Origin of the sequence: Streptomyces sp. NRRL B-3229 (assembly GCF_000719505.1) — a bacterium.
GTDB lineage: Bacteria > Actinomycetota > Actinomycetes > Streptomycetales > Streptomycetaceae > Streptomyces > Streptomyces griseorubiginosus.
The window spans coordinates 326549-341185 of the sequence record NZ_JOGP01000002.1 but is presented as its reverse complement, the minus strand read 5'-3'; the positions used below and the strand labels follow the sequence as shown (position 1 = coordinate 341185).

The 14637-nt window shown below is 72.0% G+C and carries 11 protein-coding genes; 1 reads left to right on the top strand and 10 read right to left on the bottom strand.

Annotation, left to right across the window (positions count from 1 at the left end; translation table 11 throughout):
• Positions 1–21: 21 nt before the first annotated feature.
• Positions 22–1890, bottom strand: a complete 1869-nt coding sequence (lepA, locus tag IF54_RS0104485) for a translation elongation factor 4 (protein WP_030314689.1) — start codon at positions 1888–1890, stop codon at positions 22–24.
• 262 nt (positions 1891–2152) lie between these two features.
• On the opposite strand from lepA, the gene rpsT reads away from it, so the two are divergent.
• On the top strand, positions 2153–2413 hold the full coding sequence (gene rpsT / locus IF54_RS0104480) for a 30S ribosomal protein S20 (RefSeq protein WP_020136226.1): 261 nt from the start codon (positions 2153–2155) through the stop codon (positions 2411–2413).
• Positions 2414–2676: 263 nt separating this feature from the next.
• On the opposite strand, the gene IF54_RS0104475 is transcribed toward rpsT, so the two are convergent.
• The 9 genes from IF54_RS0104475 to leuS form a co-directional block, all read right to left on the bottom strand.
• The gene (locus IF54_RS0104475; protein ID WP_030314686.1) at positions 2677–3075 is read right to left on the bottom strand and encodes a nuclear transport factor 2 family protein; all 399 of its coding nucleotides are present in this window, start codon (positions 3073–3075) and stop codon (positions 2677–2679) included.
• A 176-nt stretch (positions 3076–3251) separates the two neighbouring features.
• Complete coding sequence (holA, locus tag IF54_RS0104470; RefSeq protein ID WP_199821175.1) at positions 3252–4241, bottom strand: DNA polymerase III subunit delta; 990 nt, start codon at positions 4239–4241, stop codon at positions 3252–3254.
• A gap of 142 nt (positions 4242–4383) precedes the next feature.
• Complete coding sequence (locus IF54_RS0104465; protein ID WP_037819261.1) at positions 4384–4629, bottom strand: hypothetical protein; 246 nt, start codon at positions 4627–4629, stop codon at positions 4384–4386.
• Positions 4630–4681: 52 nt separating this feature from the next.
• Complete coding sequence (locus IF54_RS0104460) at positions 4682–5536, bottom strand: arylamine N-acetyltransferase family protein (protein ID WP_030314679.1); 855 nt, start codon at positions 5534–5536, stop codon at positions 4682–4684.
• A 4-nt stretch (positions 5537–5540) separates the two neighbouring features.
• On the bottom strand, positions 5541–8294 hold the full coding sequence (locus IF54_RS0104455; protein ID WP_037819258.1) for a ComEC/Rec2 family competence protein: 2754 nt from the start codon (positions 8292–8294) through the stop codon (positions 5541–5543).
• Positions 8295–8428: 134 nt separating this feature from the next.
• The gene (locus IF54_RS42000) at positions 8429–9655 is read right to left on the bottom strand and encodes a ComEA family DNA-binding protein (protein ID WP_037819256.1); all 1227 of its coding nucleotides are present in this window, start codon (positions 9653–9655) and stop codon (positions 8429–8431) included.
• A gap of 153 nt (positions 9656–9808) precedes the next feature.
• On the bottom strand, positions 9809–10654 hold the full coding sequence (locus tag IF54_RS0104445) for a DegV family protein (RefSeq protein WP_030314672.1): 846 nt from the start codon (positions 10652–10654) through the stop codon (positions 9809–9811).
• Positions 10655–10750: 96 nt separating this feature from the next.
• Positions 10751–11485 carry a hypothetical protein gene (locus IF54_RS0104440; protein WP_030314671.1) on the bottom strand — a complete coding sequence of 245 codons (735 nt, stop codon included), beginning with the start codon at positions 11483–11485 and terminating at the stop codon, positions 10751–10753.
• A 275-nt stretch (positions 11486–11760) separates the two neighbouring features.
• Positions 11761–14634 carry a leucine--tRNA ligase gene (gene leuS, locus IF54_RS0104435; RefSeq protein WP_030314668.1) on the bottom strand — a complete coding sequence of 958 codons (2874 nt, stop codon included), beginning with the start codon at positions 14632–14634 and terminating at the stop codon, positions 11761–11763.
• Positions 14635–14637: the final 3 nt, after the last annotated feature.

Sequence of the window (14637 nt, the reverse complement as noted above, 5' to 3'; positions counted from 1 at the left end):
GCAACCGGGTGTAACCCCCGGTTACTTCTTGCCCTTGCCCGACCCCGCGCTGTCATCGCTGGAGAGGACGGCGATGAAGGCCTCCTGCGGAACCTCCACGGAACCCACCATCTTCATCCGCTTCTTGCCTTCCTTCTGCTTCTCCAGCAGCTTCCGCTTACGGGAGATGTCACCGCCGTAGCACTTGGCGAGGACGTCCTTGCGGATGGCGCGGATGGTCTCGCGGGCGATGACCCGGGAGCCGATGGCGGCCTGGATGGGCACCTCGAAGGCCTGCCGCGGGATGAGCTCACGCAGCTTGGCGACCAGCCGCACCCCGTAGGCGTAGGCCGCGTCCTTGTGGGTGATCGCCGAGAAGGCGTCGACCTTGTCGCCGTGCAGCAGGATGTCGACCTTGACCAGGGACGACGTCTGCTCGCCGGTGGGCTCGTAGTCCAGCGAGGCGTACCCGCGCGTCTTCGACTTCAGCTGGTCGAAGAAGTCGAAGACGATCTCCGCGAGGGGGAGCGTGTAGCGGATCTCGACGCGGTCCTCGGAGAGGTAGTCCATGCCGAGCAGGGTGCCGCGCCGGGTCTGGCACAGCTCCATGATCGAGCCGATGAACTCGGTCGGGGCGAGGATCGTGGCGCGTACGACGGGCTCGTACACCTCGTTGATCTTGCCCTCGGGGAACTCGCTCGGGTTGGTGACGGTGTGCTCGGTGCCGTCCTCCATGACCACCCGGTAGACCACGTTGGGCGCGGTCGCGATCAGGTCGAGCCCGAACTCGCGCTCCAGGCGCTCACGGATCACGTCGAGGTGCAGCAGGCCGAGGAAGCCGACACGGAAGCCGAAGCCGAGGGCGGCGGAGGTCTCCGGCTCGTAGACGAGCGCGGCGTCGTTGAGCTGGAGCTTGTCCAGGGCCTCGCGCAGCTCGGGGTAGTCGGAGCCGTCCAGCGGATACAGGCCGGAGAAGACCATGGGCTTGGGGTCCTTGTACCCGCCCAGGGCTTCCGTGGCCCCCTTCTGCTGACTGGTGACGGTGTCACCGACCTTGGACTGGCGGACGTCCTTCACACCGGTGATGAGGTAGCCCACCTCACCGACCCCGAGACCGTCGGCGCCCAGCATCTCGGGCGAGTTGGTGCCGATCTCCAGCAGCTCGTGGGTGGCGCCGGTCGACATCATCTTGATGCGCTCGCGCTTGTTGAGCTGGCCGTCGATGACACGGACGTACGTCACCACACCGCGGTAGGAGTCGTAGACCGAGTCGAAGATCATCGCGCGGGCGGGGGCGTCGGCGACACCGACCGGAGCCGGGACCTCCTTGACGACCCGGTCGAGCAGCGCGTCGACACCGAGCCCGGTCTTGGCGGAGACCTTGAGCACGTCGGACGGGTCGCAGCCGACGAGGTTCGCGAGCTCCTCGGCGAACTTCTCGGGCTGCGCGGCCGGCAGGTCGATCTTGTTCAGCACGGGGATGATCGTGAGGTCGTTCTCCATCGCCAGGTACAGGTTGGCGAGGGTCTGCGCCTCGATGCCCTGGGCGGCGTCCACGAGGAGGACGGTGCCCTCACAGGCGGCGAGCGACCGCGAGACCTCGTAGGTGAAGTCGACGTGCCCCGGGGTGTCGATCATGTTGAGGATGTGCGTGTTGCTCTTGTCGTGGGTCGGGGCCCACGGCAGACGCACCGCCTGCGACTTGATCGTGATGCCGCGTTCGCGCTCGATGTCCATGCGGTCGAGGTACTGAGCGCGCATCTGGCGCTGCTCGACCACACCGGTCAGCTGGAGCATCCGGTCGGCGAGCGTGGACTTGCCGTGGTCGATGTGCGCGATGATGCAGAAGTTGCGGATCAGAGCCGGGTCGGTACGGCTCGGCTCGGGCACGTGGCTGGGGATCGCGGGCACGCAGGGTCCTGATTCTTGAGGCGTCCGCAGTGTCTGCGGTCTCGGGTCGGATCGATACGTAGCCTCCATGGTCCCACGGGCGGGGACCGGCGACCGGTTTGGGCCACGTGCAGGGCCGCTGGTAGTCTGGGCAGCTGTGTCTCATGCCCTCTCAGCGCGAGACACAATCCAAGAAATCACCTGGTGCGGGATCTGGATCTCCTCTGCCCTCCGTGGCTCGGAAACTCCCTGGCCCCGTGCCTGAACCTGTAGAGGCTCATTCGTGGCGAACATCAAGTCCCAGATCAAGCGGAACAAGACCAACGAGAAGGCCCGGCTGCGCAACAAGGCCGTCAAGTCCTCTCTGAAGACCGCGATCCGCAAGGCCCGCGAGGCCGCTGCCGCGGGTGACGTCGAGAAGGCCACCGAGTACCAGCGCGCTGCTGCGCGTGCGCTCGACAAGGCCGTCTCCAAGGGCGTCATCCACAAGAACCAGGCCGCCAACAAGAAGTCGGCGCTTGCTTCGAAGGTCGCGGCCCTCTAAGGCCTCCCTCTTCTGATCTGACGCCGGAAGGACCCGAGCGGGCCCTCTCTCATCCGCTCCCGACCGGCACCCAGGAGCCACGCGCGGCCTGCGTTCGCCACGCGGGCGTGGTCTCCGAAAGCTTGAACCGAGGCCCCGACGCCCTCGCCCTTCCCCAGGACGACGGCATCGGGGCCTTCGGTGTCTGTCGACCTTGATCTCAGTCGGCCTTGGTCTCAGTCGGCCTTCGTGTCAGTGGGCCTTCGGGTCAGTCGGCCTTCGGGTCAGTCGGCCCAGAACTCGTTGCTCTTGTCGATGTCCTCGACGCACTCATCGAGGTCGGTGACCTTGTCCCCGACGATCCGGAAGACGATGCATCCCGTGTCGTCCAGGCGCCGGCCCTTGCGCTCCGCGGTGACCCGGCACATGCCGACGGCGTGGCCCCGCCCGTCGACGGCGATCCCGAGCATCTCGAGCCGCATCGACCCGCCGGTCGCCGCTCCGAGCCGCTGGTACATGTCGATGATCGCGTCCTGCCCCTTGAAGTCCCCCGAGAGCGGGTGACTACCGGGCACATGGTGCGTGGCGTCCTTCGCGATCAACTCCCGCAGGGTGTCCATGTCCCCGCGGCTGAACGCCTCGAACCCTTTGCGTACAAGCGCCGCATGCGGATGCTCAGCCATGACGACCGCCACCTTTCCGTGTTCCGGCGATGTTGGCTGACAGGTCCGATTCTCCTCCCGAACGCCGGGAGGGGCGCGGGGCTGTATCAATATGCGGCTCCGCTGCGTGGGCACGACCACCCACAACCACCCCGCACCCGCCGAACAACCTCACCCGGCACCCCCGTACTGCGACCTCAGCCCCGTCCCCGGGACCGCGCCGCCCGGGCGATCGCCACGACCGCCTTCTCCAAGGCGTACTCGGGATCGTCCCCTCCGCCCTTCACCCCCGCGTCCGCCTCGGCCACGGCCCGCAGCGCGAACGCCACCCCGTCCGGGGTCCACCCCCGCATCTGCTGCCGCACCCGGTCGATCTTCCACGGCGGCATGCCCAGTTCCCGGGCGAGATCGGCGGGGCGCCCACCCCGCGCGGAGGACAGCTTCCCGATCGCCCGCACCCCCTGCGCCAACGCGCTGGTGATCATGACCGGTGCGACCCCGGTCGCGAGCGACCACCTGAGCGCCTCCAACGCCTCCGCGGCCCGCCCCTCCACGGCCCGGTCGGCGACGGTGAAGCTGGAGGCCTCGGCCCGCCCCGTGTAGTACCGCCCCACGACGGCCTCGTCGATCGTCCCCTCGACATCGGCGACGAGCTGCGACACCGCGGACGCCAGCTCCCGCAGGTCGCTCCCGATGGCGTCGACGAGCGCCTGGCACGCCTCGGGCGTGGCGGACCGCCCGGTCGCCCGGAACTCCTGGCGCACGAAGGCCAGCCGGTCCGCCGGCTTGGTCATCTTCGGGCAGGCGACCTCGCGCGCCCCCGCCTTCCGCGCGGCGTCGAGCAACGCCTTGCCCTTCGCCGCGCCGGCGTGCAGCAGCACCAGGGTGATCTCCTCGGCGGGCGCGCCGAGATACGCCTTCACGTCCTTGATCGTGTCCGCCGACAGGTCCTGCGCGTTGCGCACGACCACGACCTTGCGCTCCGCGAACAGCGACGGACTGGTCAGCTCGGCGAGCGTCCCCGGCTGCAACTGCTCCGAGGCCAGGTCCCGTACGTCGGTGTCGGCGTCAGCGGCCCGAGCCGCCGCGACCACCTCCTGCACAGCCCGGTCGAGCAGCAGCTCCTCCTGCCCCACGGCAAGGGTCACAGGAGCGAGCAGGTCGTCATCAGCACTCTTCTTGGCCATCGCGTACAGCATGGCACGGGCCACTGACAGCCCGGCAGCGGCGGCGGGGCTGTCGGTGCCCGACCGGAACCCGGCCCGGCCCTGTCCCGGCACACCGCACCGGCCGCGGGCCCTGTCCCGGCACACCGCACCGGCCGCGGACCTACGGCTCCTCCCGCCACCCCTCCCACTCCCCCGCGAACGCGTCCAGCTCCCCCGGATCCAGCCGCCCCGCCTCGTCGTGGAGCACGACAAGCCACTGCGCGTCCTCCGCGTCGTCCTCCCCCGCCAGCGCGTCCCGGACGACCTGCGGCTCCTCGGCCACCGCGAACCGCTCCCGCAGCGCCTCGACGACCTCTTCCGCGGCATCCCGGTCAGGCAGCACCAGCACATGTCTCACATCGCTCACGGAACCATTTTCCAGGTCACCGCCACCGCCCCGCCCCACCCCGTACCTGCCGCTATCCGACCCGCCCTGCGTTCCGTACCAACGGCACCCGGTCCAGGGCGATGCCGAACCGCTCCCGGTACACCTCCAGCACCTCCTCGTCCGTCCCCAACTCCCGCTCCTCGCGCGCCCCGTCCGCTCCCGTCACCTTGAGGACCCGCCCGCTGAGCGTGATCCGGCCGCCGTGCTCCGTCACCCTCGAACACACCAGGGACTGTGTGAAGTGCGAGGCCGGCGAGGTGCTGTGCCACCACGCCCCGGCCACGAAGTCCCCGAGCACCCGCGGCCGCACCTCCAGCCGGTACTGGCTCCGGCCGCCCACGACGACATCCAGATCCGCGGCCTCACCCCCGCCCTTGGCCATCGCGCCGTCCCCGCCCCGCACTCCCGCCGCGTCGGGCCCCGCCTCCACGATCCGGAAGGTGCCGCCGGGGTCCTCCTGCTCGTGCCGCGCTCCGAACGCCAGCGGATAGTGACTGTGCGCCCCGAACCCGACGTCGGCCAGCCACTCGCCCCCGTCCACGGTCCGCACCCGCAGCGCCAGATGGTCGTACGGGATCCCGAGCCGCCCCTCGTCGCCGTACACCCGCCCCGCGAGCAGCGTCACATCGAAGCCGAGCGCGGCCAGCAAGCCCGCGAAGGCCCCGTTCAGTTCGTAGCAGAAACCCCCTCTCCCGGCGTCCACCACCTTCTCCACCAGCCGCTCCTCCTCCAGCACGATCTCCTCGCCGAGGTGGACCGACAGGTTCTCGAAGGGCACGGTCTGGAGATGGCGCAGATGCAGCTCGCGCAGGACCTCCACCGTGGGCCATGCCGGGTGCTGGACTCCCAGGCGGCGGAGATAGGCGTCAACCTGTGTGGGATGCATGTCCTCAGTCTCGCGCCACCCACAGCTCCCCACCGCGAGCACCACGGCGTCCTCCTCCCTCGATGTTCCCGCCCGCATTGCCTCCGGTCCCCTCACCCCGGCTCCCCGCGCCCCCTTCACCATGGCCGCCGCGGTCGTCGTAGCCGCCACGGTCGCCGCGGTCGCCGCCGGACCCGACGACGGCCAACGCCCCGTCCCGGTCCGTCCGCAGCACCACCGCGCCCCCGGCCCGCAGCGCGGTGACCGTACTGGCTGCCGGGTGACCGTAGGAGTTGTCGGCCCCGACCGAGATCAGCGCCAGCCGCGGGGCGGCCCGGCGTAGCAGTTCCGGGTCCTGGTAGGCCGAACCGTGATGAGCGACCTTGAGCACGTCCACCCCCGCCAGCCGCGCCCCCGCCGGTGACCTCAACAGCTCCTGCTGCGCCGGGGGTTCGAGGTCCCCGAGCAGGAGGAAGCGCAGCCCTGCCGAACGGACGAGCATCGCGACACTGGCGTCGTTCGGCCCGTCCGCCGCCACCGCCGGCGCCGGGCCCACGGGCGGCCACAGGACCTCCCAGGTCAGCGTCCCCGTACGCCGCTGCTCCCCGGCCGCCGCCCGCGTCACCGGGATCCGCCGGGCCGCCGCCTGCCGCCGTACGAACTCGGCCTGGTCCAGCGGTTCCTCGAACCCCGTCGTCTCGATCGCCCCCACCGACCGCCCCCGCAGCACCCCGGGCAGACCTGCCACGTGGTCGGCGTGGAAGTGGGTCAGGACCACGAGAGGCACCCTGGTGACGCCGAGGGTGCGGAGGCAGCCGTCGACGAGCTCCGGATCGGGCCCGGCGTCCACGACCACACCCGTGCCCTCGCCCGCCGCCAGTACCGCCGCGTCCCCCTGGCCCACATCGCACATCACCATCCGCCACCCCGGCGGCGGCCATCCCGTGACCACCCTGGTCAGCGGCGGCGGCTGCACCACCGCCAGTGCGAACAGCAGCGCGCACACCGCACACCACCAGGGGTGCCCGAGCAGCCGCCGCCCCACGAGCAGCACGAGGACGGTGGCGAGGGCGAGGAGCCCGGCCCCCGCCCAGCTCCCCGGCCAGTCCACGCCTCCGCCGGGCAGCGACGCCCCGGTGCGGGCGACCTCCGCGATCCACCCGGCGGGCCAACTCGCGCACCAGGCCAGGCCTTCGGCCACCGGCATCGCCACAGGCGCCGTCGCCAGCGCCGCGAAGCCCAGGACCGTCGCCGGCGCGACCGCGAACTCCACGAGCAGATTGCAGGGCACCGCGACCAGGCTCACCCGCGCCGACAGCACGGCGACCACCGGAGCGCACACCGCCTGCGCGGCGGCGGCCGCCGCCAACGCCTCCGCCAGCCGGGGCGGCACGCGGCGCCGCCGCAACGCCAGGCTCCAGCGCGGCGCCAGCGTCAGCAGAGCCCCGGTGGCCAGGACGGAGAGCAGGAACCCGTAACTCCGGGCCAGCCACGGGTCGTACAGCACCAGCAGCAGGACGGCCGTCGCCAGCGCCGGGATCAGTGATCTGCGACGACCGGTCGCGAGGGCGAGCAACGCGACGGCCCCGCAGGCCGCGGCCCGCAGCACACTGGGGTCCGGCCGGCACACCACGACGAACGCCAGCGTGAGCCCACCGCCGACCAGCGCGGTCGTCCGCAGCGACATCCCGAGCCGCGGTGCCAGTCCCCGTCGTTCGACGAGCCGGGCGAGTCCGGGCGGCCCGATGAGCAGGACGAGCAGGATCGTGAGGTTGCTCCCGGAGACGGCGAGCGTGTGCGCGAGGTCGGTCTCCTTGAACGCCTCGTCCAGCTCCGGTGTGATCCGCGAGGTGTCCCCCACGACCAGTCCCGGCAACAGGGCCCGGGCATCCGCCGGCAGTCCGTCGGTGGCCTCCCGCAGTCCGGCCCGCAGGCGCCCCGCGAACCGCTGCGCCCCCGACGCCTCCCCCACGACCTCGGGTCCCGCCCGATCCCGCACCCGCAACACGGCCGCGATCCGATCTCCCCCGACCAGCGGCGGCACCACCCGGGCGACCACCCGCACGCGCGTGCTCGGCAGCAGTCCGAGCCAGGGTGACCGCGACGGCTCCCCCGCGGCCGACGTGAACCCCGCGTGGTGTGACCTCGACGGCACCCCACCGGCACCGGGGCGCCATGCTCCCTTCCTCGCCTCCGTACGCACATCGACGAGCACGAGCACCGGCGTCCGGGTCACCACGGCCGTCCCGCCCACCGTCTCCACCCGCCGCACGTCGGCCTCGACGACCACGGCGGTCGGTGCGGCGTGGTCCCCGGTGATCCGGGGCCGGGTGAGGTGAGGGTCGGCGGTCAGTTCGATCTCGGCGGTCACCGTGGCATACCGGCGGGCCAGCTCCGGCACCGGCCCTCGCCGCAGGTCCGCCCCGTGCAGCCCCGCGGACACGGCGGCCGCCGCGACACAGAGCAGCACAGCGGCGACCGGGACCCTGCCCCTTCCGCCGACGCCCCGCACAGGGGCCCCGCCCCCTCCACCGACGCCCCGCGCAGGAGCCCCGCCCCGTCCACCGTCGCCGCCCACCCGCCGCCACCGTCCCGACAACAGCACGCAGGCGACGACGAGACACCCGGCCGCCAGCCCGGTGACCCACCCCGCGGGCATCCCCAGTGCCACCGCGGCTGTCACCCACGCCGCCAGCGCCGCGGGGACCAGTCGCAGGTTCGTGGGGCCCTCCTGCCGGGGATGGGCGTCGCCGAGCCGTTTCCCGGAGGCGGCGTGCACGGCTGACCGTCCACGCCGTCCGACTCCGGCCGTCCTGTGTGACCCGCCCGGCCTGTGTGCCCCGCCCGACCCGCGTGCCCCGCCCGACGTGCGTGCCTCGCCCTCGTCCCCTCGCTGGACCGCCGAGCCGTACCTCATGGCCGTACGAGGTTCCGCAGGTCGGCGAAGCGGCGGTCGCCGATGCCGTTGACCTCGCGCAGCTCGTCCACCGAGCGGAAGCCGCCGTGCTGGGTGCGGTAGTCGAGGATGTGCTGGGCCAGCACGGGGCCGACACCGGGCAGGGTGTCGAGCTGGTCCACGGTGGCCGTGTTCAGGGAGACGGGGGCCGCCGCACCGGCCGGGCCGCCACCGGGGCCGGCTGGAGCACCGTTGGCGGGTACGCCTCCCGCGCCGGGCGCGAGAGCCGGGCTGCCGACCACGACCTGCTCGCCGTCCACCAGGAACCGCGCGCGGTTGAGGGCGTCCGTGTCGGTGCCCGGCCGCACACCGCCCGCCGCCGTCAGCGCGTCGGCCACTCTGGATCCGGCCGGCAACCGATGGACGCCGGGGTCACGGACCTTGCCGCTGACGTCCACGACGATCTCGGCGCCCGCGACGCCCGGGGTGCTGGGCATCCCGCCCGGGACCGCCGGCTGCTCCCCGCCCCGACCACCGCGCTCGCCCGCACCGCCCTCGGCCGACCCGCTCTCCCCGAACGGAGCCGCCGCCCGGACGACTTCGGGCGCCTGGACCGACTGCGTTCGGCCGGTCCAGAAGTGCTGCACGGCGAACACCGCGGCCACGACCAGCAGTACGGAGAGTGCTACGACGTTCCGCCGCTCCAGCCCGTAGCGCGCCTGCAACCACACCGGCAACCGCTCCCGCAGAGCCATCCCGGCCCGCTCCCGCCAGGCACCGTCCCCGGCAGAACCATCACGCCGAGCCTCGTCCCGGGCACCAGCCGCCTGGAAGCCGGTGTCCCGGGCAGCTGTGTCCTGGTGAGCGGTGTCCCACGCGTCGGCGTCGAGGCCCTCGCCGTCTCGCCACGCCTCGTCCCCGGAACCAGCCCCGTCGATCGGCGAAGCGGAACCGCCCCCGACGAGATCGACGGCACCGGCATCCGCCCCGCCGCCTGCCAAGTCCCGCCCACCCGGCGGCGGCCCCTTGCCCGAGTCCCTCCGGGCGCCCACCCGTTCGGCGAACAACACCTCCGCCCGGCGCTGGAGTTCGTCCGCCGAGGCGGCATGCCGATGCCGGGCACGGCCGCCTCCTGTACCTCGGGGAGCGGACGGTCGGCGATGCCTCGCGCGTCCGTCGGAGTGGGGGCCGCGGCCCGGTCCGCTGGTTGCCGTCGCTGTACGTGAACGTGATCGAAGTGCCATGCGCCGAGGATCGACCAGACCCGCATTCTCGCGATGATCTTGGTCAATTCCCGTGGACTACCCACCGGTTGTGGACAACTCCGCCACCCGCACGAGTGAACCGGCCTGCCGCCCAGCCCACATATCCCCAGCAGCCCAGGCCGTACTGCCCCGTCACCGAGCCGAAACCACAACCCCCAGCAACCCAGGCCCCGTATGCGCCCCGATCACCGCCCCGACCTCGCTCACATGCAGATCGGCCAGCCCCGTCACCCGTGCCCGCAGGCGGTCCGCGAGGGCGGCTGCCCGGTCGGGGGCGGAGAGATGGTGCACCGCGATGTCGACCGGCGCGCTGCCGGCCCGGTCCGCCGCGATCTCCTCCAGGCGGGCGATCGCCCTGGACGCCGTCCGCACCTTCTCCAGGGGCTCGATCCGGCCGCCGTCGAGCTTCAGCAGCGGCTTCACCGCGAGCGCGGAGCCGAGGAGGGCCTGGGCGGCCCCGATCCGGCCCCCGCGGCGCAGATAGTCGAGGGTGTCGACGTAGAAGTAGGCGGCCGTGCCCGCGGCCCGTTTCTCCGCGGCCGTGACCGCCTCGTCCACCGTGCCGCCCGTCTCGGCGGCCTGGGCGGCGGCGACCGCGCAGAATCCGAGGGCCATGGCGATCATGCCGGTGTCGACCACCCGCACCGGCACCGGTGCCTCACGCGCCGCCACGACCGCCGCGTCGTAGGTGCCGGAGAGTTCGGCGGACAGATGCAGCGACACGATCCCGGTCGCGCCGGACTCGGCGACCTTGCGGTAGTGCTCGGCGAAGGCCTGGGGGCTGGGCCGTGAGGTGGTGACGGGGCGTCGCTTCTGGAGCGCCTGGGCCAGCGAGCGGGCCGTGATCTCGGTGCCCTCCTCCAGGGCGCGGTCGCCGAGGACCACGGTCAGGGGGACCGCTGTGATGCCGTGCCGCTCCATCGTCCCCTGCGGCAGGTAGGCCGTTGAATCCGTGACGATCGCGACATGGCGGGACATGAGCTGGAGGTTACCTGCCGTAGCGTGCGGGCGGCAGCCCGGCCCCTGTCGCCCGGGGCTGCCGTGGCAGGTTCGGGGCGGGTGCCGGGCCGGGCGTCAAGTCGTGCTCTCCGGACGGGGTTTCTTCTGCCAGGGGTAGGTCGGGCGGACGCCGGGCGGGGTGATCGCGGGCCGCGTCGGTTCCTCGGCGGTGCGGGAGCGGGGCGTCTCGGGCCAGGTCTGCTGCTCGGTGCCGCTCTCGGCGGCGGAGGGCTCGGGCCACGGCGGCGGTGTCGCGGCGGGCTCGGCCTTGGTCCAGTGCCGCAGGGCTCCGGACTCGACGTCGATCTGCGCGCTCAGGGTGTCCAGGTCGTCGTCGGCGAACCGGCGGGCGCGGTCACGGGCCGCCCAGCGCAGGGAGTCGGCCGACTGTGTGATGCGCTCGGTGCGCTCCCGCAGGCCGGGCAGGCGCTCGGCGAGCTTCGTCCGGTCGGGCTCGGACTCCAGGCGCTTGAGCTCGCCGTCCAGTTCATGGCCGTGGGCGCTGAGACGCTGGAAGAGGCCGATCGACTCCTTGAGGGACTCGTCCTCGGGGGCGCCCGCGTGCAGCGCCTCCTGGGTGGCGCGCATCGAGGTGCGCAGCTTCAGCCGCAGCTGGGCCAGTTCGCCCGCCGGGCCGACCTGGGCGAAGGACTTGGCGCGCAAGGTGTGGTCCTCGACCGTGCGCCGGGCCTGGGTGAGGGTGCGGTCCACACCTCGCTTGGCGGCGCCGACCACCTTCACTGTCGCGTACACGCCGAGCACCACGAAGAGCACGAAGAGCAGGGCCACGATCGCGATCACTGCTTCCACGTCTCCTCCTCCGACCGGTACGGCACACACCGCGCCGCGCTTCCAAGGTAAACGCAACGGGCAGGCCCGGAGTTCCGGAGGAACCCCGAACCTGCCCGCACGCAACCCCTAGGGGCCACGGACCCGGACGGCACATCAAACCAGGAACCCGCGGCGCATCAAGCCAGGAACCCGCCCGGCGCATCAAGCCAGCAACCCGCCCGGCGCACCAGGCGGGACGAGCCCCGCGCGACGCCGGCCCTAAGCCCAGAGCCCCGGGACCTACCCCGCGGGCCTTACGCCGGAACGATGTTCACCAGCTTCGGCGCCCGCACGATCACCTTGCGGATGCCCGCCCCGTCCAGCGCCGCCACGACCTTCTCGTCGGCCAGCGCGACCTTCTCCAGTTCCTCGTCGGAGATGGCCGGGGAGACCTCCAGGCGGGCCTTGACCTTGCCCTTGACCTGGACCACGCAGGTCACGGTCTCGTCCACGACGTAGGCCGGGTCGGCGACCGGGAAGTCCTGGTGGACGACCGAGTCGGTGTGGCCCAGCCTGCGCCACAGCTCCTCGGCGATGTGCGGGGCCAGCGGCGTGACCAGCAGCACCAGCGCCTCGGCGACCTGGCGCGACACCGGGCCGCCCGTCTTGGTCAGGTGGTTGTTCAGCTCGGTGACCTTGGCGATGGCGGTGTTGAAGCGCAGGCCCTCCAGGTCGTGCCGCACGCCGTCGATCGCCTTGTGCAGGGCCCGCAGCGTGGCCTCGTCGGGCTCGGCGTCCACGACGGTGACCTCGCCGGTCGTCTCGTCGACGACGTTGCGCCACAGCCGTTGCAGCAGCCGGTACTGGCCGACCACCGCGCGGGTGTCCCACGGCCGCGAGACGTCCAGCGGGCCCATGGCCATCTCGTACAGGCGCAGGGTGTCGGCGCCGTACTCCTCGCAGATCGCCTCGGGGGTGACGGCGTTCTTCAGGGACTTGCCCATCTTGCCCAGCTCGCGCTTGACGGGCTCGCCCTGGAAGAAGAACGTCCCGTCCCGCTCCTCGATCTCGGCGGCCGGCACCGGGAAGCCCCGGCTGTCGCGGTAGACGAAGGCCTGGATCATGCCCTGGTTGAACAGCTTGTGGAACGGCTCGGGCGACGAGATGTGCCCCAGGTCGAACAGGACCTTGGACCAGAAGCGCGCGTACAGCAGGTGCAGCACCGCGTGCTCGGCGCCGCCGACGTACAGGTCGACACCGCCGTGCGGCTGACCCGCGCGGGGGCCCATCCAGTACCGCTCGATCTCGGGGTCGACCAGCACGGAATCGTTGTGCGGGTCCAGGTAGCGCAGTTCGTACCAGCAGGAACCGGCCCAGTTGGGCATGGTGTTGGTCTCACGGCGGTACGCGCGCGGGCCGCGTCCGTCGCCCAGGTCCAGGGTGACGTTCACCCAGTCCTCGTTGCGGGACAGCGGCGTCTCCGGGGAGGTGTCCGCGTCGTCCGGGTCGAAGGTGCGCGGCGAGTAGTCCTCGACCTCGGGCAGCTCCAGCGGCAGCATCGACTCGGGCAGCGAGTGGGCGATGCCGTCCTCGTCGTAGACGATCGGGAAGGGCTCGCCCCAGTAGCGCTGGCGGCTGAACAGCCAGTCACGCAGGCGGAAGTTGACGGTGCCCTCGCCGACGCCCTCGCTCTCCAGCCACTCGGTGATGCGCGCCTTGGCCTCGACGACGCCCAGGCCGTCCAGGGAGACGCCCTTGCCGGTGGAGTTGACGATCTTCGCGTCGTAGGAGACGAAGGCGTCCTCCCACGTGGAGGTGTCGGTGCCGCGGCCGTCGGTCGGCTCGACGACGCACACCACGGGCAGGTCGAAGGCGCGCGCGAACGCGAAGTCGCGGGAGTCGTGGCCGGGGACGGCCATGATCGCGCCGGTGCCGTAGCCCATCAGGACGTAGTCCGCGATGAAGACGGGGACCGGCTCGCCGTTGACCGGGTTGGTGGCGTACGAGCCGGTGAAGACGCCGGTCTTGTCCTTGGCCTCGGCCTGGCGCTCGACGTCGGACTTGGAGGCGGCCTGCGCGCGGTAGGCGGCGACGGCCTCGCCCGGGGTCGCATGACCGCCGGTCCAGGCGTCGCGGGTGCCCTCCGGCCAGGTGGCGGGCGTGAACTTCTCGACCAGCGGGTGCTCGGGTGCCAGCACCATGTAGGTCGCGCCGAACAGGGTGTCCGGGCGGGTGGTGAAGACGGTGATGTGCTCGCCGTCGATCGGGAAGTCGACGCGGGCGCCCTCGGAGCGGCCGATCCAGTTGCGCTGCTGCAACTTGATGGCCTCGGGCCAGTCCAGCTCGTTCAGGTCGTCCAGCAGCCGGTCGGCGTACGCGGTGATCCGCATGTTCCACTGGCGCAGCTTGGCCTTGAAGACCGGGAAGTTGCCGCGCTCGGAGCGTCCGTCGGCGGTGACCTCCTCGTTGGCCAGCACGGTGCCCAGCCCGGGGCACCAGTTGACGGGCGCGTCGGAGGCATAGGCCAGCCGGTACTCGCCCAGGATGTCGGCGCGGGCGGCGTCGGACAGCTCGCTCCAGGAGCCGCCGCCGGGCACCGGGCGCTCACCGGACTCGAAGCGGGCGATCAGCTCGGAGATCGGGCGGGCCTGCTTCGCCTCGTCGTCGTACCAGGAGTTGAAGATCTGTAGGAAGATCCACTGGGTCCACTTGTAGTAGTCCGGGTCGATCGTGGCGAACGACCGGCGCTTGTCGTGGCCCAGGCCCAGCCGGCGCAGCTGGGACTTCATGTTGTTGATCGCGGCCTCGGTGGTGATCCGCGGGTGCTCGCCGGTCTGGACGGCGTGCTGCTCGGCGGGCAGGCCGAAGGCGTCGAAGCCCAGGGTGTGCAGGACGTTGTGCCCCGTCATCCGCTGGAAGCGGGCGAATACATCGGTGGCGATGTAGCCCAGGGGGTGGCCGACGTGCAGGCCCGCACCCGACGGGTAGGGGAACATGTCCATGATGAACTTCTTGGGCCGGGCGACGACCTCCGGGTCGCCCGCCAGGTCGCCCTTGGGGTTCGGCGCCGCGTAGGTCCCGTCGGCGTCCCAGAAGTCCTGCCAGCGTGCCTCGATCTCGGCCGCGACGGCGGCCGTGTAGCGGTGCGGCGCGGCCACCTCGGCGGCAGCGGGGTTCGTCTCGCTCATGGT

What these genes read in the sequence shown, in the direction of transcription:
- IF54_RS0104475 (WP_030314686.1), bottom strand. Translation starts at nt 3,075, where the DNA reads ATGGCTGAGCATCCGCATGCGGCGCTTGTACGCAAAGGGTTCGAGGCG.
- holA (WP_199821175.1), bottom strand. Translation starts at nt 4,241, where the DNA reads ATGGCCAAGAAGAGTGCTGATGACGACCTGCTCGCTCCTGTGACCCTT.
- IF54_RS0104460 (WP_030314679.1), bottom strand. Translation starts at nt 5,536, where the DNA reads ATGCATCCCACACAGGTTGACGCCTATCTCCGCCGCCTGGGAGTCCAG.
- IF54_RS42000 (WP_037819256.1), bottom strand. Translation starts at nt 9,655, where the DNA reads ATGGCACTTCGATCACGTTCACGTACAGCGACGGCAACCAGCGGACCG.
- IF54_RS0104445 (WP_030314672.1), bottom strand. Translation starts at nt 10,654, where the DNA reads ATGTCCCGCCATGTCGCGATCGTCACGGATTCAACGGCCTACCTGCCG.
- leuS (WP_030314668.1), bottom strand. Translation starts at nt 14,634, where the DNA reads ATGAGCGAGACGAACCCCGCTGCCGCCGAGGTGGCCGCGCCGCACCGC.